The 19,425-nt window shown below is 59.8% G+C and carries 18 protein-coding genes and 1 tRNA gene; 13 read left to right on the top strand and 6 right to left on the bottom strand.

The window, feature by feature from the left end:
* Positions 1-187 precede the first annotated feature (187 nt).
* The 3 genes from secA to ACZ9BX_RS17990 all read left to right on the top strand — a co-directional run bounded on the left by secA (position 188) and on the right by ACZ9BX_RS17990 (position 5,755).
* Positions 188-2,902: a preprotein translocase subunit SecA gene (gene secA / locus ACZ9BX_RS18000; protein ID WP_476219318.1), complete on the top strand. Its 2,715-nt coding sequence runs from the start codon at positions 188-190 to the stop codon at positions 2,900-2,902.
* 163 nt (positions 2,903-3,065) lie between these two features.
* The gene (locus ACZ9BX_RS17995; protein ID WP_476219316.1) at positions 3,066-4,478 is read left to right on the top strand and encodes a lipopolysaccharide biosynthesis protein; all 1,413 of its coding nucleotides are present in this window, start codon (positions 3,066-3,068) and stop codon (positions 4,476-4,478) included.
* A complete protein-coding gene (locus ACZ9BX_RS17990; RefSeq protein ID WP_476219314.1) occupies positions 4,478-5,755 on the top strand; it encodes a GNAT family N-acetyltransferase in 1,278 nt (425 codons plus the stop codon). Before ACZ9BX_RS17995 ends, ACZ9BX_RS17990 begins: the two co-directional genes overlap by 1 nt.
* On the opposite strand, the gene ACZ9BX_RS17985 is transcribed toward ACZ9BX_RS17990, so the two are convergent.
* A complete protein-coding gene (locus tag ACZ9BX_RS17985) occupies positions 5,739-7,379 on the bottom strand; it encodes an AMP-binding protein (RefSeq protein WP_476219313.1) in 1,641 nt (546 codons plus the stop codon). The genes ACZ9BX_RS17990 and ACZ9BX_RS17985 overlap by 17 nt on opposite strands.
* A 200-nt stretch (positions 7,380-7,579) precedes the next feature.
* Between ACZ9BX_RS17985 and ACZ9BX_RS17980 the strand changes: the two genes are divergently transcribed.
* The gene (locus ACZ9BX_RS17980) at positions 7,580-8,560 is read left to right on the top strand and encodes an aldo/keto reductase (protein ID WP_476219311.1); all 981 of its coding nucleotides are present in this window, start codon (positions 7,580-7,582) and stop codon (positions 8,558-8,560) included.
* A gap of 24 nt (positions 8,561-8,584) precedes the next feature.
* Here ACZ9BX_RS17980 and ACZ9BX_RS17975 read toward each other — a convergent pair whose 3' ends face one another.
* Positions 8,585-9,169 carry a TetR/AcrR family transcriptional regulator gene (locus tag ACZ9BX_RS17975; protein ID WP_027512315.1) on the bottom strand — a complete coding sequence of 195 codons (585 nt, stop codon included), beginning with the start codon at positions 9,167-9,169 and terminating at the stop codon, positions 8,585-8,587.
* A gap of 115 nt (positions 9,170-9,284) precedes the next feature.
* Between ACZ9BX_RS17975 and ACZ9BX_RS17970 the strand changes: the two genes are divergently transcribed.
* Positions 9,285-10,580: an MFS transporter gene (locus ACZ9BX_RS17970; RefSeq protein WP_476219310.1), complete on the top strand. Its 1,296-nt coding sequence runs from the start codon at positions 9,285-9,287 to the stop codon at positions 10,578-10,580.
* Between the two features lie 117 nt (positions 10,581-10,697).
* A tRNA-Leu gene (locus tag ACZ9BX_RS17965) sits at positions 10,698-10,782 on the top strand.
* 200 nt (positions 10,783-10,982) lie between these two features.
* Here the strand turns inward: ACZ9BX_RS17965 and ACZ9BX_RS17960 are convergent.
* Positions 10,983-11,189, bottom strand: a complete 207-nt coding sequence (locus ACZ9BX_RS17960; protein WP_027512317.1) for a hypothetical protein — start codon at positions 11,187-11,189, stop codon at positions 10,983-10,985.
* Positions 11,190-11,394: 205 nt separating this feature from the next.
* On the opposite strand from ACZ9BX_RS17960, the gene ACZ9BX_RS17955 reads away from it, so the two are divergent.
* From ACZ9BX_RS17955 to ACZ9BX_RS17945, 3 genes are all read left to right on the top strand, one after another.
* Positions 11,395-13,161 (top strand): cation:proton antiporter domain-containing protein, encoded by a 1,767-nt coding sequence (locus ACZ9BX_RS17955; RefSeq protein WP_476219308.1) that lies wholly within the window; start codon positions 11,395-11,397, stop codon positions 13,159-13,161.
* Positions 13,162-13,425: 264 nt separating this feature from the next.
* Positions 13,426-14,016 carry a YqaA family protein gene (locus ACZ9BX_RS17950; RefSeq protein WP_027512319.1) on the top strand — a complete coding sequence of 197 codons (591 nt, stop codon included), beginning with the start codon at positions 13,426-13,428 and terminating at the stop codon, positions 14,014-14,016.
* Positions 14,017-14,038: 22 nt separating this feature from the next.
* Positions 14,039-14,554, top strand: a complete 516-nt coding sequence (locus ACZ9BX_RS17945) for a disulfide bond formation protein B (RefSeq protein WP_132567879.1) — start codon at positions 14,039-14,041, stop codon at positions 14,552-14,554.
* A gap of 18 nt (positions 14,555-14,572) precedes the next feature.
* On the opposite strand, the gene ACZ9BX_RS17940 is transcribed toward ACZ9BX_RS17945, so the two are convergent.
* Positions 14,573-15,130, bottom strand: coding sequence for an HNH endonuclease (locus ACZ9BX_RS17940; protein ID WP_027512321.1), 558 nt, complete (start codon positions 15,128-15,130; stop codon positions 14,573-14,575).
* 111 nt (positions 15,131-15,241) lie between these two features.
* A complete protein-coding gene (locus ACZ9BX_RS17935; protein WP_476219305.1) occupies positions 15,242-15,928 on the bottom strand; it encodes a DNA-3-methyladenine glycosylase family protein in 687 nt (228 codons plus the stop codon).
* Here ACZ9BX_RS17935 and gluQRS point away from each other — a divergent pair.
* Positions 15,927-16,808 carry a tRNA glutamyl-Q(34) synthetase GluQRS gene (gene gluQRS / locus ACZ9BX_RS17930; protein ID WP_476219304.1) on the top strand — a complete coding sequence of 294 codons (882 nt, stop codon included), beginning with the start codon at positions 15,927-15,929 and terminating at the stop codon, positions 16,806-16,808. The genes ACZ9BX_RS17935 and gluQRS overlap by 2 nt on opposite strands.
* On the opposite strand, the gene ACZ9BX_RS17925 is transcribed toward gluQRS, so the two are convergent.
* Complete coding sequence (locus tag ACZ9BX_RS17925; protein ID WP_476219298.1) at positions 16,770-17,687, bottom strand: YihY/virulence factor BrkB family protein; 918 nt, start codon at positions 17,685-17,687, stop codon at positions 16,770-16,772. The genes gluQRS and ACZ9BX_RS17925 overlap by 39 nt on opposite strands.
* Positions 17,688-17,764: 77 nt before the next feature.
* Here ACZ9BX_RS17925 and ACZ9BX_RS17920 point away from each other — a divergent pair, with 77 nt between their 5' ends.
* From ACZ9BX_RS17920 to ACZ9BX_RS17910, 3 genes are read left to right on the top strand one after another with little or no spacing between them, the layout of a single operon-like run.
* Positions 17,765-18,598 carry an SDR family oxidoreductase gene (locus tag ACZ9BX_RS17920; protein ID WP_476219297.1) on the top strand — a complete coding sequence of 278 codons (834 nt, stop codon included), beginning with the start codon at positions 17,765-17,767 and terminating at the stop codon, positions 18,596-18,598.
* Positions 18,599-18,616: 18 nt separating this feature from the next.
* Entirely contained in the window at positions 18,617-18,820 is a 204-nt protein-coding gene (locus tag ACZ9BX_RS17915) for a twin transmembrane helix small protein (protein ID WP_476219296.1), read from the top strand.
* A gap of 22 nt (positions 18,821-18,842) precedes the next feature.
* The gene (locus ACZ9BX_RS17910) at positions 18,843-19,421 is read left to right on the top strand and encodes a cob(I)yrinic acid a,c-diamide adenosyltransferase (RefSeq protein ID WP_476219294.1); all 579 of its coding nucleotides are present in this window, start codon (positions 18,843-18,845) and stop codon (positions 19,419-19,421) included.
* The last annotated feature ends 4 nt before the right edge of the window (positions 19,422-19,425 follow it).

Below are 19,425 nucleotides of genomic sequence, written 5' to 3'. Positions count from 1 at the left end.
CATCAACACTGGAATGTGGCCTTTCTATATCAGCCAAATCCGTTGACATCATTCGACCCCCCTCTTATCTGTCACGCAACCTCGCGTCCAGAAAAGTTTCCTGGCGTTTTCGACACGTGTGCCTGATTTTCGGCTGGGTGTGCGTGTAAGAAAAGCCAGAGATGAATATTGAGAAAGGACCAGTCATATGGTCAGCTTCGGCGGTCTCGCCCGCAAAATATTTGGCTCTGCCAACGAGCGCCGCGTGCGGTCGTTCCAGCCGAACGTCGCCACCATCAACTCGATTGAGGAGAAGACGAAGGCCTTGAGCGACGAGCAGCTCGCCGCCCAGACGGTCGAGTTCCGCAAGATGCTGGCGGACGGCAAGACGCTTGACGACATCCTCGTTCCGGCATTCGCCGTCGTGCGCGAAGCTTCGCGCCGCGTCCTCGGCCTGCGGCCTTTTGACGTGCAGCTTGTCGGCGGCATGATCCTGCATTCCAACGCCATCGCCGAAATGAAGACAGGCGAAGGTAAGACCCTGGTTGCGACGCTGCCGGTTTACCTGAATGCGCTTTCCGGCAAGGGTGTCCACGTCGTCACCGTCAACGACTACCTCGCCCGCCGCGACGCGGCCAACATGGGTCGCATCTATAACTTCCTCGGGCTTACCACGGGCGTCATCGTTCATGGTCTGTCGGACGAGGAGCGCGCTGCCGCCTACAATTGCGATATCACCTACGCGACCAACAACGAACTCGGCTTCGATTATCTTCGCGACAACATGAAGTACGAAAAGGGCCAGATGGTTCAGCGCGGCCATAACTTCGCCATCGTCGACGAAGTGGACTCGATCCTGGTCGACGAAGCGCGCACGCCGCTTATCATCTCCGGTCCGCTCGACGACCGCTCCGATCTGTACAATACGATCGACGCCTTTATTCCGCTCTTGTCGGAAGAAGATTACGAAATCGACGAGAAGCAACGTTCGGCGAACTTTTCCGAAGTTGGCACTGAAAAGCTCGAAGGTCTGCTGAAGGCGGCGGGCCTCCTGAAAGGCAGCGCGCTCTACGACATAGAAAACGTTGCGATCGTCCACCACGTCAACAATGCGCTGAAGGCTCACAAGCTCTTCCAGCGTGACAAGGACTACATCGTCCGCAACGACGAAATCGTCATCATCGACGAATTCACCGGCCGCATGATGCCGGGCCGCCGCTATTCGGAAGGGCAGCATCAGGCGCTGGAAGCCAAGGAAAAGGTACAGATCCAGCCGGAAAACCAAACGCTGGCGCAGATCACCTTCCAGAACTATTTCCGCATGTACGACAAGCTCGCCGGCATGACTGGTACGGCGCAGACGGAAGCGGAAGAATTCGCCAACATCTACGGCCTCGACGTCGTCGAAGTGCCGACGAACCTGCCGATCCAGCGTCTCGACGAAGACGACGAGGTCTATCGGACCTTTGAGGAAAAATACAAAGCGATCATCGCCGAGATAGCGGACGCCCAGAAGCGCGGCCAGCCGGTGCTCGTCGGCACAACCTCCATCGAAAAATCCGAACTTCTGGCTGAACTGATGCGCAAGCAGGGTTTCAAGGACTTCCAGGTCCTGAACGCCCGCTATCACGAGCAGGAAGCCTATATCGTTGCGCAGGCCGGCGTACCGGGCGCGGTCACGATCGCAACCAACATGGCGGGCCGCGGCACCGACATCCAGCTCGGCGGCAACCTCGACATGCGCATCGAGCGCGAGCTTGGCGAAGTCGAGCCCGGTCCGGAGCGCGACGCCAAGATTTCGGCGATCGCCGCGGAGATCCAGAAACTCAAGGAGCAGGCGATCACTGCCGGCGGTCTCTACGTCATCGCGACGGAGCGCCATGAAAGCCGCCGCATCGACAATCAGCTCCGTGGCCGTTCCGGCCGTCAGGGTGACCCGGGCCGCTCCAAGTTCTACCTGTCGCTTCAGGACGACCTGATGCGCATCTTCGGCTCCGACCGCATGGACGGCATGCTGCAGAAGCTCGGTCTCAAGGAAGGCGAGGCAATCGTTCATCCGTGGATCAACAAGGCTCTGGAGCGCGCCCAGAAGAAGGTCGAGGCCCGCAACTTCGATATCCGCAAGAACCTGCTGAAGTATGACGACGTTCTGAACGATCAGCGCAAGGTGATCTTCGAGCAGCGCCTTGAACTGATGGAGGCTTCGAACATCTCCGAGACCGTTTCCGACATGCGCCGCGAGGTCATCGAAGACCTCGTTGAGAAGCACATTCCCGAGCGTGCCTATGCCGAGCAGTGGGATGCTGCCGGACTGAGGGAACAGGTCGCCGCGCTTCTCAACCTCGATCTGCCAATCGAGGATTGGGTGAAGGAAGAAGGCATTGCCGAGGACGACATTCGCGAGCGCCTGACCGAAGCTGCCGACGCCGCTTTCACCGAAAAGGCAGAGCGCTTCGGCCCGGATATCATGCATTATGTCGAGCGTTCGATCGTGATGCAGACGCTAGACCATCTCTGGCGCGAGCATATCGTCAACCTTGATCACCTGCGTTCCGTCATCGGCTTCCGCGGCTATGCCCAGCGCGATCCGCTGCAGGAATACAAGTCCGAAGCCTTCGAGCTCTTCCAGACGCTGCTGAACAGCCTGCGCCAGGCAGTGACCGCGCAGTTGATGCGCGTCGAACTGGTCCAGCAGGCGCCCGCCGAGCCGGAACTGCCGGTCATGCACGCCCAGCACCTGGACCCCGACACGGGCGAGAACGATTTCGGGCCGGTCTATCAGGCATCCGAAGTGACCGTCTCTCCGGAAAATCGGGATCCGAACAACCCCTCCACCTGGGGCAAGGTCGGCCGCAACGAGTCCTGCCCCTGCGGTTCGGGCAAGAAATTCAAGCATTGCCACGGTGCATTTGCCGAAGCCTGAGCGACAGCAGGAAGCTCAAGAAATGCCGCCTGCGGGCGGCATTTCTTTTGTGTGAATTGAGCTGGCGGTTAAGGATAATGTGCTCGCCACAACCGTTTCTTAACCCTGATCTGGCAAGACTTCCGATACGAATTGCCTGAGTTCAGAGTGTTGCGTGTTCGTAATGGCGGTCATTGAAACAGCGGAAAGACTGCTGCCTGCGGGCCTGCGTCCGGCGGGGGGCCGACTGCTTCGCATGCTTGCCGCAGTTCTGACCGGACACGGCGACAAGGCAACCGCACAGCGCATGGCGCTCACCGCCTTTTCGATCCGCATCCTGAGCGCCGCCCTCGCCTTCATTTCCCAGATCATTCTCGCGCGCCTCATGGGCGAATATGAATACGGGATCTTCGTGTTTGTCTGGGTTCTGATCGTCCTGTTCGGCGATCTCTCGTGTCTCGGCTTTCACACGGCGATCGTTCGGTTCCTGCCGCAATACAAGGCTGTGGGTGCCTTTGAGGAAATTCGTGGCCTGACGGGAACGGCCCGCGTCTTCGCCATGCTTTCCGGAACGCTGGTGATGGCTGCCGGTATGGCAGGACTGCATTTCCTGGGTGACAGGATCGAGTCCTACTATCTCGTTCCCGTCTTCCTCGGCCTTCTCGCCATGCCGATGATCGCGCTCGGCGACATTCTGGAAGGCACCTCGCGCGCCAATCACTGGCCCGTCATGGCGCTAAGCCCGGTCTACATCATCCGGCCCGTGCTCATCATTCTCTTCATGCTGATGGCGATTGGCGCCGGTGTGGAGCATTCCGCCGTCACCGCCATGAAGGCCGCGCTGGCCGCAGCCTATGTCACCACCCTCGGCCAATATATCGCGACTCTTTTCCGCCTGCGCCGCCACTATAGCGAAGGACCGCGCAAGGTCGATTTCCTCAATTGGCTGAACATCGCCTTCCCGATTTTCCTGGTCGAAGGCGTGAGCTTCCTCTTGACCAACTCGGACGTTCTTGTCGTCGGCATCTTCCTCGAGCCGCACGACGTGGCGATCTATTTTGCCGCGGCAAAAACGATAGCGCTCGTGCATTTCATCATGTTCTCGGTAAAGGCTGCCTCCGGTCCGCGCTTTTCCAGCATTATCGCAACCGGCACCCGCGAGCAGCTTGCCGCAGCGGCGATAGACGCTGCGCGGTGGACCTTCTGGCCGGCACTCGCCATCGGGCTTGCAGTCGTGGCATTCGGCCACCTTCTGCTGTCGCTTTTCGGCGGCGCCTTTACCGCAGGTTATGTCCTGATGGCGATCCTGCTTGCGGGCATCCTGGCCAAAGCCCTCGTCGGCCCGGCCGAAACGCTGCTGATGATGGCCGGAAAGCAAAACCTCTGCGTTGCCGTCTATGTCGCCGCGCTCACGGCAAACGTCTCCTTGAACATCGCCCTGATCCCGCACCTTGGCACCATCGGCACCGCTATTGCGACGGCATCGGCAATGGGTGTGGAAGCGATCCTGCTGCACATCGCCGTGCGTCGGGCGCTCGGCATTGTCCTTTTTGCGTTCAGCCACCCGCCGGCAACAATAGAAACGAGAGTCCGATAATGGTGCGTGTCCCCCCCGTCACCGAAAGCACAGATACCAATGCCAACCGCATGGTTCACGAGCTTGCCTCGATACGCTTCGACCTGCCGCAGGCCGAAGCGCGCATTGAGATCGGGCGCCCGGGCCGCGAGCTCTGCCTCTATCCCGGCAAACTCGGCTATGAATTGCAGGACGAATTGGATTTCCTTTCGAACCGCGCGATGGAGCCGAATGTTTTCTTCACCGGCCGCTTCCTCGCGCCCGCCATGCCGCGGCTTGAAGACCGGCAGGTGAATTTCGCGCTGATCCGCGACGAGAACGGCCAACGCAGCCGCTTGCGCTTCCTGATGCCGTTCTCCGTCGAAAGACCCGGCTTTGCCGTCGGCCCCTCGATCATCCGCGCATGGTCGAACAGCTTCGCACCGCTCGGCACTCCCCTGGTCGACGCAGAAGATGCAGCCGAGACGCTGGACAACCTTTTTGAGGGCTTGACGGCGCACGATCTGAACCTTCCTGCAACGCTGGTGCTGCCGGATATTCGCCTGAACGGCATCTTTGCCCGCATGGCAAAGGCCGTCGCGCTGAGCCGCAACCTGCCGGTCACGGTCACCAATCCGTTCCAGCGGCCGATGCTGAAAAGCGAGGAAGACGCCATGGCTTATCTTGGTCATACCATCTCTTCCTCGCATATGAGAGAAATGCGCCGTCAATGGCGGCAGCTCGAAGAGCTTGGCACTGCCGTTTATGTCGTTGCGCGGCAGCCCCGCGATGTTCATGCGCGGTTCGAGGAATTCCTGGCAATGGAAGCCGGCGGCTGGAAGGGCAAGAAGCGTAGCGCGCTGGCGACCGACCGCTACCACACTGCCTTCGCCCGAGAAGCCGTCTCGAACCTCGCGGCGATCGACGCTGTGCGTATTCACACAATCGACCTAAACGGCAAGGCAATCGCGGCAACAGTCGTGCTGATGATGGGCGGAGAGGCCTATACCTGGAAGACAGCCTACGACGAGGCCTATGCCCGCTATTCACCGGGCAAGCTGCTGATGGCCGAACTGACGGAATGGCACCTCGACGATGCGAATATCGTGCGTTCCGATTCCTGCGCGGTGCCGGACCATCCGATCATGAGCCGTTTCTGGCAGGAGCGCGAGGAAATGGGAACGCTGGTGATCGGCCTGACGCAGAACGGCGACCGCGATGTCCGGCAGGCTGCCGCTCAGCTGCACATGTATCGCAGCACCCGCAATATGGCAAAGATGTTGCGCGAGAAGATCATATCGCTCACACGGCGCGGTTAGGCCCCTCGCCGGTCGCCTTTTCGCGCAGAAGTCTGCGGATGACCTTGCCTGTCGTCGTCAGCGGCAGTGCATCCACGAATTCCACCTCTCTCGGATATTCATGCATCGAAAGCCGCATCTTCACCCAGTCGCGGATTTCAGCGCCAAGCGCATCGCTGGGCGTGTGGTCAGGCGAAAGCACGATATAAGCTTTGACGATCTCGGTACGCACCGGGTCCGGCTTGCCAACGACGGCGGCAAGCTGCACGGCCGGGTGGCCGGATAGACAGTCCTCGATTTCTGCGGGACCGATGCGATAGCCTGACGAGGTGATGACGTCATCGTCCCGGCCCTCGAATGTGACGTAACCCTCTTCATTCTGGTGACCGAGATCGCCGGTCAGCAGCCAGCCTTTGATGAACTTCTTCCTGGTTGCCTCCTCGTCGTTCCAATAACCGAGGAACATCACCGGATCGGGCGCCTTGATAGCAATCTGGCCTGACTCACCGGCGGGCAACTCATCACCATTCTCGCCGATGATCGCGACCTGATGACCGGGCACCGCACGGCCGATCGCGCCGGCTTTCGTGACACCGTAGCTTGCACTCGAGGAGAGCACGAAATTGCACTCCGTCTGGCCATAGAATTCGTTGACGGAGATGCCGAGCGTCTGACGCGCCCATTCATAGGTTTCTCGGCCTAGCGATTCACCAGCGGAGCCGATTGTCCGCAGATTGAGATCGAATTTCGCGCGGGGATCACTGATCGATTTCAGCAGGCGGAGCGCTGTCGGCGGAATGAAGGCATTCCGCACCTTCATCTCGGCCATGATGCGATAGGCCATATGAGCGTCGAATTTCTGCGCCGGAGAGGAAACGACAGGAACGCCAAGCAGGAGGCTTGGCAGCAGCGCATTCAGCAGCCCGCCCGCCCAGGCCCAGTCGGACGGCGTCCAGACCTTGTCGCCGGGCTGCGGAAAGCCTTCATGCGCAAATTGCATGCCGGGGATGTGGCCCGCCAGAACGCGATGGCCATGCAACGCGCCCTTCGGCGGCCCCGTTGTGCCTGATGTGAAGATCATCAACGCCGGATCGTCCGGGCTGGTCTTAGCAACGTCGAAAATCGGCGGATGCGCCTCGGCGAGTGCTCCGAAAGCAAGCGCTTCGCCGCCATCGATGCTGATGACCGTCCTAAGTTCCGGCAGGTTTTCGCGAATCTGGTTCACACGCTCGAGGCCGAAGGAGTTGGTGACGATCACCGCGGCGCCTGACGTTCTCAGTCGGTATTCCAGCGCTTCGACGCCGAAGAGCAGCGCGAGCGGCAGCACAATCGCGCCCATCTTGTAGATCGCCACATGGGCGATCACCGTCTCGAAACATTGCGGCAGAAGCAGCGCCACGCGATCGCCACGGCGAATGCTAAGCGACGTTAATGCACTGGCAAAAGACGACGAGCGCTCCGCCAGCGCACCGTAGGTCATCGACAGATGGCGGCCATCCGGGCTGAAATGTTCAAGACAGATGCGTTCCGGCGCCTGCGCCGCCCATTCGTCGCTTACGGCACGCCCGATATTGAAATCTTCCGAAATCTCCCACGCAAAATCGCGATAAAGATCGTCATAGCGATCGCAGGCAGGCAGTCTCATGCTCGAAATCCAGTGAATGCTGCACCAGCTAACACCTTGCAGCGATCAAGCGCAAGATCGCCGAATCGCGTGCTTCAAAGCTCCAAGTCATGACCGCGCCCTAAAATATACTTGGCCGGGATCGCTGACATTCTCACCGATTGCGCCCTACATCATCCCGAGGCGTCTCGGGGATTGAGATTCATTCACGGAGTCATTTCATGGACTATGTCAAATTCGGAGGCACTGGCTTCGAAGTTTCGAAGATTTGTCTCGGTTGCATGACCTTCGGCGATCCGGGCCGCGGCAACCACGCCTGGACGCTCGGCGAGGAGGAAAGCCGCACGATCATCAAGCAAGCGCTCGATCTCGGGATCAATTTCCTGGATACGGCGAATACCTATTCCGACGGCTCGTCGGAGGAAATCGTCGGGCGGGCAATCAAGGATTTCGCGAAGCGGGAGGATATCGTGCTCGCGACCAAGGTCTTCAACCGCATGCGCCCCGGCCCGAACGGCGCCGGCCTTTCTCGTAAGGCAATCTTCGACGAGATCGACAACAGCCTGCGCCGGCTCGGCGCGGATTATGTCGACCTCTTCCAGATCCACCGCTTCGATTACACGACACCAATCGAGGAAACGCTGGAGGCATTGCACGATGTCGTGAAGGCCGGCAAGGCACGCTATATCGGCGCCTCCTCCATGTATTCCTGGCAGTTCGCGAAGATGCTCTATACATCGCGGCTGAACGGCTGGACGCAATTCGTCAGCATGCAGGATCACCTAAATCTTCTCTATCGCGAGGAAGAACGCGAGATGCTGCCTTTCTGCGAGGATCAGAAGATTGCTGTCATCCCTTGGAGTCCGCTTGCCCGCGGCCGTCTGGCGCGCGACTGGGACGAGAAGACCGCCCGCACGGAAACGGATGAATTCGGCAAGACGCTCTATCGGCAGGCCGGAGATGCCGACCGCAAAATCATCGAGACAGTCGGACGGCTCGCGAAAGCGCATGGAGTCTCTCGTGCCCAGATCGCCACCGCTTGGATCTTGCAGAAGAGCGCAGTGACCGCACCGATCATCGGCGCATCAAAGCCGCATCATCTCTCGGACGCTGTTGGCGCATTGACTGTCAAGCTCAGCGCCGAGGACGTCGCCGCTCTCGAAGAGCCGTATGTGCCGCATCACGTGGAAGGCTTCAAATAACGCAGATAAGCTTAACCGCGTCGCTTAGGCATCGACGGATTTTGCCGGTGCCAACTTCTCCCGCATCGTCGACAGGAACTGGCCGGCCAGTTCGCGATTTTCGACCGCGCGCGCCAGGCTGACGGCCCCCATCATGGACGAGAGCGTCGTAAAGCCGTTCTCGCGGCGCTCTTCCGGTGTGTCGCCCTGAACGATCTCGGCCAGGATATCGACAAGTGTGGAAAGTCCATCATTGAATGTCTCCCGCACGGCACCGCTGCTGCGGCTCACCTCTTCCATCAGCGCCACGAAGACGCAACTCGAGCCGGGATTGTCGACGGATAACCAGGAAACATAGTGGTCGAGGAGGGCTTCCAGGGGGCGATCAGGCGCACCTGCAATCAGCGCCTTCCACCGCGCCTCCACCTTAGCGATCAGGGCGCGGCTGACCTCCAGCTGCAGATCTTCCTTTGATTGGAAGTGACCATAGAAGCCGCCATGCGTCAGTCCGCAGGCTTTCATGATATCGGCAACGCCGACGCCATCAAACCCATTTTCGCGGAACATCACGCCCGCGACCTCCAGGATCTTCTGGCGATTTTCTGCGAATTTTTCGCGGCTGACGCGCATGAGCCGGCTCCGGAAAATAGTCTCTTGACAAATTATATGATGCCCATCATCAATATGCAAGAAATATGATGGCCATCATCTAAATCTGATGTATCCAACGAATGGAAGTTGCCCCATGGTTTCTACTGCGCTTGCCTCCACCCTTGCACGCCGCAACATCCACTACGGATGGATCGTCGTCGGGGCGACCTTCCTGACCATGCTGGTCACAGCCGGCGCCATGGGCGCGCCCGGCGTACTCATCAAGCCGCTTCAGGACGAGTTCGGCTGGGAAACCTCGCAGATTTCCTCCGCGCTTGCGATTCGTCTTCTCCTCTTTGGGCTGATGGGTCCCTTCGCAGCAGCCTTCATGAACTATTTCGGCGTGCGCAAGGTCATCGTCTTCGCACTTGCGCTGATCGGCGCGGGCTTCGTCGGCTCACTCTTCATGACATCGCTCTGGCAGCTTCTGTTGCTCTGGGGCATCGTCGTCGGTTTCGGCACCGGCCTGACGGCCATGGTGCTGGCGGCAACCATATCTGCCCGCTGGTTCACGAAACATCGCGGTCTTGTCGTCGGGATGCTTTCGGCAAGCTCGGCCACCGGCCAACTCGTCTTCCTCCCGCTGATGGCGGAGCTGACGGAACGCTATGGCTGGCGCTCCACGGTCTTCTTCGTCTGCGCCATGATCATGGTTGCCGCACTTGCCGTGCTTGCCTTCATGCGCGACCGGCCCTCGGACGTGAACCTGCCCTCGCTCGGCGAGACGCATGTCACGTCACCGCCGGCACGCGGCACGCTGATCGGCGCCCTGAAAATGCCGGTCACGGTCTTGAAAGACATCTCCGGCACTTCGACTTTCTGGATCCTGTTCGCCACCTTCTTCATCTGCGGCCTCAGCACCAACGGCCTGATCCAGACCCATTTCGTCACGCTTTGCGGCGACTTCGGCATCTTGCCGGTCGCGGCGGCTAGTGTGCTGGCCGTCATGGGCATCTTCGATTTCTTCGGCACGATCGGTTCAGGCTGGCTGTCGGACCGCTTTGACAACCGCTGGCTGCTCTTCTGGTATTACGGTCTGCGCGGCCTCTCGCTGCTCTTCCTGCCCTTCAGTGATTTCAGCTTCTACGGTCTTTCGATCTTCGCGGTCTTCTACGGCCTCGACTGGATCGCCACCGTTCCGCCAACCGTCAAAATAGCGGCCGACCGATTCGGCCGGGAAAAGGCCGGCATGGTCTTCGGCTGGGTCTTTGCTGGTCATCAACTGGGCGCTGCAACCGCTGCTTATGGCGCCGGCCTTTCGCGTACCGAGCTTTCGAGCTACCTGCCGGCCTTCTTCGTTGCCGGCGCCTTCTGCCTGCTCGCCTCGATCCTCGCCATCACGTTGAAGAAGTCCGGCCTGACCGAACAGGCACCGGCCGCCGCTGAATGATCGCAGGAGACTTGAATGGCGCGTCGGAAGCCGTATCAAATCAGCCAGATAAGCCCGCCCGCCGTCTTGCGCGGTCGGGCGATCGCATGTTAGACACCCGGCTCGTCGGTATCCGTTGCCCCATTGGCGGAATTGGTAGACGCGCTCGACTCAAAATCGAGTTTCGAAAGAAGTGCTGGTTCGACTCCGGCATGGGGCACCACCGACAAAGAGCGCCTTTGTTTTTACTTGATAATGCTGCCATTTGTCCCAGCCAGTGACAGAGCGGCAAGCGTCACGGCGGTCTAGCAGGATTGCCTTCGTCGTTACGACTACGTCCAGTGCTTATCGCGCTGAATGCGTAGTTAACGCGGCGGTGCTTGCAAAAAGAGCTGCAAGAAGTGCGGGACCACGCAACGACTCCTACTGGATCAGCTGAATCCTGATCTCCTCCTTTGCAGCAAAGGATCGGCATTCGTCCAGGTCGTCGCCGACGAAGATCACGTCGCCTTCGGAATCGAACAGACCCCAGCAGGCTTCGTCCTCAAGAAATACCTCACGGACGTATCCGAATTCGACAGCGCCGAAAGACCCTTTGAACGCGACATCAACAGCTTCTATTTCTCGCATGGAAATCTCCAATGAGACAGCGTCTTCTGTTTTAGTGTACGCTTATATTGATCTCCGAAGCTGACGCCAAACTGGTGTCGCCGCGCGAACCCCTGTATCGCTGGAGCTCGGCATTTGCCGGTGACACGAGAGCTCAAATCAAGCATTTAATTTCCCTCACACTTCGGTCAAAGTGGCAGCCGCCAACGAACATCAAGGGACGGATGTGCATCAGGAAGTAACGCTTATTGCCACAGTCGCCGTCAGCTTCGTCTTTGCGGCGGTGCTGGGATATGTGGCCGACAGGCTGCGACTGCCGCCGCTGGTCGGCTATCTCGTCGCAGGCATACTCATGGGACCGTTCACGCCCGGCTTCGTGGCCGACACGGGGCTTGCCGGGCAGTTGGCGGAGATGGGCGTCATCCTGCTGATGTTCGGCGTCGGGCTCCATTTTTCCGCCGCTGACCTGCTTGCAGTGCGCGGTATCGCCGTGCCGGGCGCGATCATCCGGATCGTCATTGCTACGCTGCTCGGTATCGGACTCGCCCAATGGTGGGGCTGGGGACTCGGCGCCGGGATCGTCTTCGGCCTCAGCCTGTCGGTGGCGAGCACCGTTGTGCTGCTGAAGGTTCTGGAGGAGCGAAACCTCCTGAATTCCGCCAGCGGCCGCGTCGCAGTCGGCTGGCTGATCGTCGAAGATCTGGCGATGGTCCTGGCGCTGGTGCTGCTGCCTGCCCTTGCGGAATTGCTCGGCGGCCACGCCGCCAGCGACGCTGCACACGGCGCTGGGCTGCCGCTTTCGTTGGCGATCGCGCTGACTTTGCTGAAGGTCGGCGCTTTTGCGGTCATGGCGATCTTTGTCGGCCCGAAGATCGTTCCCTGGCTCCTGACGCTCGTCGCCCGAACCGGCTCGCGCGAACTCTTCACCCTGACGGTCCTCGCCATCGCGCTTGGCATCGCCTTCGGCTCCGCCGAAATCTTCGGCGTCTCGTTCGCCCTGGGCGCTTTCTTCGCGGGCGTCGTGATGAGCGAGTCCAATCTCAGTCACCGGGCGGCGGCCGATTCTCTGCCGCTTCAGAACGCCTTTTCGGTCTTGTTCTTCGTGTCGGTCGGCATGCTGTTCGATCCATCGATTCTGATACGCCAGCCGATGGTCGTCATCAGCGCGCTGGCGTTGATCATCGTCGGCAAGGCAATCATCTCCTTTGCGATTGTCACGCTGCTTCGCTATCCGATCGGAATGGCGCTGACCGTCTCAGGCGGATTGGCGCAGATCGGCGAATTCTCCTTCATTCTTGCCGGTCTCGGCGTTTCCCTCGGATTGTTGCCGAACGACGGACAGGATGTCATCCTCGCCTCCGCGATCATTTCGATCACGCTCAATCCACTCGTCTGCGCCGGCGCCGAAGCACTGCACACCTATGTGCACGGCAGATGGCCGGTGCTCAGCAATCGTTACGGGCGGCGCCGGCATGAGCTACTCAGCCGCGAGCTTGAAAAGATCAGGGCGCTCAACGAAGCGCGGGAGCGCCAGCATCAGCTGGAGATTCAGCAACTGATTGAGACTTTTCCGCTTTTCGCCAAGGTTGATGAGCACTCGCAGGAAGAACTGCTCCTCCTCTTCCGCCCCAAATCGGCGCTGCCCGGTGAACGCGTCATGCGCAAGGGCGACCGCGGCGACGGCATGTATTTTCTCTCGTCCGGGGCCGTGGAGGTCCGTCTTCCCGGCGGCGCCGTCCGTCTCGAACCTGGTGCATTTTTCGGTGAAATGGCTCTCCTGAGCGGCGGGAGGCGGACGGCCGATGTTATTGCCATCGATTTTTGCCAGTTCCTGGTACTGGAACGCCGCGACTTCAACATGTTCACGGCCCGCCACCCTGCTTTGAGATCTGCCGTCAGCGACATGGCACGGGAGCGCACGGAGATGAACGCGCTGAACGCGAAGCGCGAGGCGCAGTCCGATCAACGTGAGCCTTCGACCGAAGGCCAATAAGCGTCCGCGTTAAAAATCGTCGGGGATCGGATCGGCCGGAAGCGGCAAAGTCGCGCTGCATCTTCAGGTGCCTGAAAGCGTGGTTGAGCAGCACCACAGCTTGCAGCGGATTTCCCGATTTGCAATCTCCCGAAGACTTGGGAGCACAGCCGCTATACGGATCACGAAAATTTTCGTGGCACGCTGGCATCATTGCCACACTTGGCATTTACAGCGCCGGACTGCCCCCCTAAAGCTTTTGCACCGCAGCACGAAAGGAATGGAATGCTCCGCAGACTTTACGACTGGACCATGTCTCTTGCGGCCCGCAGATCGGCCGAAGTCTGGCTCGCCGTTATCGCCTTCGTCGAAAGCTCCGTCTTTCTCGTCCCGGCCGACGTCCTTTTTCTGCCCATGGCGCTCGCCAAGCCGGAGCGCTCATATCGATATGCGATCGTTGCTACAGTCGCCTCGGTTCTCGGTGGGATCGCCGGCTGGGCGCTTGGCTTCTATGCCTACGAGACCGTGGCGCGGCCGGTGCTGGAATTTTACGGAAAGCTCGATGCCTTCGAGCAGATGAAATCCTATGTCACCTACGAAACGATCCTGCTTTTGTTGGTGACGTCGGGACTGGCGCACCTGCCGCCGATCAAGATCGTGACGATCCTGTCCGGCGTGATCCACGTCAATATATGGCTATTCATAGTCTCGGCGATCGTCGCCCGCGGTGCGCGCTTCCTATTCCTGGCCTGGCTGCTCCGCCGCTACGGCGAGCCGATCCGCCATTTCATCGAAAAGCGCCTGGGACATATCGTCAGCATCGGTGCAGTGGTCGCCATCGTGCTTTATATTGTCTATCGCTACCTTGCCCACTGAGCCAACCTCGCGGAGTTCCGCCATGACTGCCATCGCCTCGCCCCTTTCCCGCCCGGTCGTTTTCTATTCACTGCTCCTGGCGCTCGGCATGTCAGCGGTCGTCGGCACCGCGCTCGGCTTCCAATATATCGGCGGCTACATCCCCTGTGCGCTTTGCCTGCTGCAGCGCCAACCCTATTACTACGGCATTCCGATCGCGATACTCGGTGCGCTCGCGTCGCTCTTCGGCCTGCCGAACTGGGTCGCCCGCGCGCTGCTTTTGGCGGCGGGTATCCTAATGGTGGTCGGTGCTGGTATGGGGGTTTATCACGCCGGCGTCGAATGGCATTTCTGGGCGGGACCTGCGACCTGCTCGACCAGTGCAAGCAGCATGACACAGAATGCCGGCGACCTACTAACGGAACTCAACACAGTTACCGGCCCGTCCTGCACGGATGCAGCGCTGCGCGTGCTCGGTCTTTCCTTTGCCGGCTGGAACGTGATCACCAGCCTGATCCTTGCGGCCTTCGCGTTCATCGGCGTCCGCAAATCGGCATAAGCAAGGGAATAGCAGCGATCAGGGCTGCAGTTCGGTATCCCAGTAGAGATAGTCGAGCCAGCTGTCATGCAGATAGTTCGGCGGGAAAAGCCGGCCATTGTTGTGCAGATCCTGCACGGTCGGCTGATACGGCTTCTGCGAGGGGAACATGCCTGCCTGCTTCGGCAGCTTGCTGCCCTTCCTGAGATTGCAGGGAGAGCAGGCCGCCACGACATTTTGCCAGGTCGTCTCGCCACCATGGGCACGCGGGATGACGTGATCGAAAGTCAGATCGTCATGCTCGCCACAATACTGACATTCGAACTTGTCGCGGAGAAAGACATTGAACCGGGTGAAGGCCGGGTTCCGCGAAGGCTGAACGTAAGTCTTGAGGCAGACGACGCTTGGAAGCCGCATCGAGAAGCTCGGCGAGGAAACCGAGTGTTCGTATTCCGCGATGATATTCACGCGGTCAAGGAAAACCGCCTTGATCGCGTCCTGCCAGGACCAGAGCGACAAGGGATAATAACTCAAAGGCCGGTAGTCAGCGTTCAGGACGAGCGCCGGCAGGGCCTGGGGGGAGACTGCAATCGTCAAGGGACTCTCCTGAGCGATTCGGCATCTGCATCCTTATATTAGGCCGGTTGTGACAGCCTTGTGAAGTCCAATAAATTCAGTCAATAACGGCAATTCGATGAGCACAGCCCATCAGCCGACTGGCAGGAGCCCGCGACCGAGTTTCTGAGCGTAGTAAGCCCAGAAAAGCCTTGCTGCAACGGATCTCCAGGGAGACCAGGCCGTGGCAAGTGAGGCGAGCGCTTTCGCCTGCGGGCGCTGTGCGAGACCAAAGGCTGCAGCGACGGCGTTCTGCAATGCGACGTCTCCCGACGGGAAGACATCCGCATGCCCGCCGCAAAACATCAGATAGACTTCTGCCGTCCAGGGACCGACGCCCTTCAGCGCCGTCAACTCGGCAAGCGCCTCTGCCGGCGGCTTCGAGGAAAGAAGTGCGAGATCAAGGCGGCCGGATACGACTGCTTCGGCGATGCTCGAGAGCGTTGTCGCCTTGGCACGCGACAGACCGAATTCCCGCCAGGCATCCGGTCGCAGCGCGACATAGCTTTTTGCCGTCAGCAACCCTTCGGCAGGCGACATCCGTCGCCAGATGGCATCGGCGCTTGCACGCGAAACCATCTGCGAAACAATGATATGCGCAAGGCCTGCAAAACCCGGCTCGTGAAGGCGCAGCGGAATCGGCCCCGCCTCCTCGGCAATACCGGCGAGCCGCGGGTCGAGGCGAAGCAGATGCTTTAGTCCCTCACGGATATCCTCGTCGCTTCGGATGATCTGCACGTTGCCTCGCGATAGTTTCGAATTCGTGGCAGAAGAAAGCATGGTCACGACTCAGCGTCAAAAGCCCGTTTTCCGTTTTGCGCCCAGCCCCAACGGCCCGCTGCATCTCGGCCACGCGCTTTCGGCCTTCCTCAATCAGGACATGGCCGCGGCCGCGGGCGGGCGCCTGTTGCTGCGCATCGAAGACATCGATCTGACGCGTTGTACACCCGAATTCGAAGCGGGCATCTATGCCGACCTCGAATGGCTCGGGATCAGCTGGGAGAAACCCGTCCGGCGGCAATCCGACCATTTCGCGGAATATCATGCGGCGTTGCATGGTCTGATCAAACGTGGACTGGTCTATCCTTCGTTTTTGACGCGCGGCCAGGTGAGAGCCAGAGTGTCCGCTTCCGAAACCGGCGGCAGCCCCTGGCCGCGCGACCCGGATGGTTCGCCGCACTACCCAGCCGATGATCGCGACCGAAGTGAGGGCGAGCGGGGCAGGATGTTTGCCTCCGGACTGAAACACGCCTGGCGTCTGGATATGACGCGCGCACTGCAGGTTGCCGGCCATGTTTTATATTGGAGCGAGACCGGCGACGGCGAGACCGAGGAAATTGCCGCCGATCCATCGGTGTGGGGGGATGTTGTTCTTTCGCGCTCGGATGCGCCGTCGAGCTATCACCTCTCGGTTGTAATTGACGATGCGCTGCAGTACGTCACGCATGTCGTGCGCGGGCTCGACCTCTTTCATGCAACATCGGTCCACCGGCTGCTGCAGGTATTGCTCGACCTGCCTCAGCCGATCTATCACCACCATCGGCTGGTGACGGATGCGAGCGGACGCAAACTCTCGAAAAGCAATGGCGATACCGGGCTTGCGGAGTTGCGGGGCAAAGGGCTATCGGCGGCCGACATCCGGCACCTTGTCGGTCTTTGAAGGCTTGCTGCCCTGCCCGCTCAGGAAATTGCGTGCGAAGATCGCACGCACCCGGAATTTCAACAGCGCCGCATTGATCTCTGCGCCGACGATGAAGATCACCCCCACCATGTAGAGGAAGATCAGCACGACCATCACAGATGCCAGACCCGCATAGGTCGCCGTATAGTTCGCGAAGGTGGCGAGGTAAAAGGCGAAGATCAGCGCGCCAGCGAGCCAGAGAAGCAGTGTCAGCAAGACCCCGGGAATGACGTCGTAAACCCGTCTGCGGCCGGCAGGCAGCCAGAGGTGAACGACAAGCAGGCCAACCGTCAGCACAAAGAGCGTTCCGTAGATTCGCCAGCTGAAAACAATCTCTAGCGTGTCGGCAAAGAGCGGAAACCACTGCCGGGCATAATCGAGCGCGAACGGCACGGCGACGAGCAGGATGCTGATGGCGGCAAAAATGATCACGGCGATCAGCACGTAACCGAGGCTGGCAAGGCGCGTGATATACCAGGGTCGCGTCTCCTGCACGCGGTAGGCGCGGTTGAGCGATATGCGCAACGCCTCGACGCCGTTGGAGGCGAAGTAGGCCGCCGCCAGCACTGAGACCGTGAGCAACCCGCCGCGCGGGATGGTCAGAACCTGCAACACCTGATCGGCTATGGGCTTGGCAATCGCTTCAGGCCAAGTATCGAAAATAAGATGGACGGCCGTGGAGGAGAACTGGTCGGCGCCGAGGAAGTTTGCGAGCGTCGTGCCGAAGATCAAAAAGGGGAAAACCGCCAGCAAGATCGATAATGCGACGTGGCTCGCCATTGCGAAACCGTCATCCTCGATGAGGTGGCAGATCGCGTCATATGCCACATCATAGAGCGTCCGCACTATCTTCGGCATTCGATCCCCAGGCATTCTTCATTGTATCGTCGGTTCGAATATGGGAAACGAGTCCCAATTTGTACAGGAATCATTCCATGGCCGAGCAGCGCACCATCATCGTGACCGGATGCTCGTCCGGCATCGGTGCCTATTGCGCGCGAGCCCTGAAGGCAGACGACTGGCGCGTCTTTGCGACAGTGCGAAAGCACGGTGACCTCGGACCGCTCCAGGAAGAAGGAATCGAAGCCTTCCTGATGGATTATACGCGGCCTGACACGATCACTGATTTCGTTCGCAATGTAGCCGAGGTAAGTGGCGGGCGCATCGACGCACTTTTCAACAACGGCGCCTACGGCCAGCCCGGCGCAGTCGAGGACTTGACGACCGAAGTGCTGCGCGTTCAGTTCGAAACGAATTTCTTCGGCTGGCACGAGTTGACGCGGCAAGTGCTGCCGCTGATGAGAAAGCATGGTTCGGGCCGCATTGTGCAATGCTCGTCCATTCTCGGCGTCGTGCCCTATCGCTTCCGCGGCGCCTACACCGCTTCGAAGTTCGCGCTCGAAGGCTTGAGCATCACCTTGCGCATGGAGCTTCAAGGCAGCGGCATCCATGTGAGCCTGATCGAGCCGGGTCCGATTGCCTCACGCTTTACCGCCAACGCGCTCGCCAAGTTCAAGGAGCATATCGACGTCCGCAATTCCGTGCATGCGGCAGATTACCGCCGGCAACTTGCACGGCTTGACGGGACGGGTCCGAAGAACCGACATAAACTTCAACCCGACGCCGTTTTTGCCGTGTTGCAACACGCATTGAACTCGAACAATCCGAAGCCACATTATCCTGTAACGACTCCGGCAAAACAGGGCATGCTGCTGAAGAGGCTGTTTCCGGCGGATCTCTTCTATCGCCTGATGCGCTGGACCGACTGACCAAGAAAGCCGACCGCCATGTCCACGGCCACCTATCTTTTCGCGATCATCATCATGGGCGTCGTCGCGCTCGTGCTGGTCCGCGGCCTTTTCAACATGATGAAGGGCGGCGACGCGAACACTTCCAACAAGCTGATGCAGCTCCGCGTGCTGCTGCAAGCGATCGCTGTGATCCTGATCATGCTGACGCTCTGGCTGACAGGCGGCGGCCGCCCTAGTTAAGGCCGGGAAGAGAGGGTAGGCAATGGTAACGCTCAACAAAATCTACACGAAGACTGGCGACGACGGCACGACGGCGCTTGTTTCCGGACCGCGCCGTCTCAAATACGACCTGCGCGTGGAAGCCTACGGCACGATCGACGAAGTCAACTCCGCAATCGGCGTCGCAAGACTGCATATGCAGGGCATGCCGGTGCTCGAGAGAATGCTGATACTGATCCAGAACGATCTCTTCGACCTCGGCGCAGACCTTGCGACGCCCGACGACGGCAAGCCGTCGGCGCACGAGCCGTTGCGCATCATCGATACGCAGGTGGCGCGGATCGAGAGCGAGATCGATGAATTGAATGCCGATCTGCAACCCTTGAAATCCTTCGTTCTGCCCGGCGGTCATTCGGCAGCTGCCTATCTTCATCTGGCGCGCACCATCGCGCGCCGCGCGGAAAGACTGATGGTCGAACTCGCCCGCACGGAAGGCGAAATCGTCAGCGAAGCGGCCCTGAAATATGTCAACCGGCTTTCGGATTTCCTTTTCGTTGCGGCACGCCATGCGAATAGCCACGGCAACGCGGATGTACTTTGGGTTCCCGGAAAAAACAGGTAGGCTC

This window comes from Rhizobium sp. USDA 3886, assembly GCF_056279785.1.
Note: the sequence above shows the minus strand (reverse complement) of the source record. Positions and strands in the feature narration are given on the sequence as shown.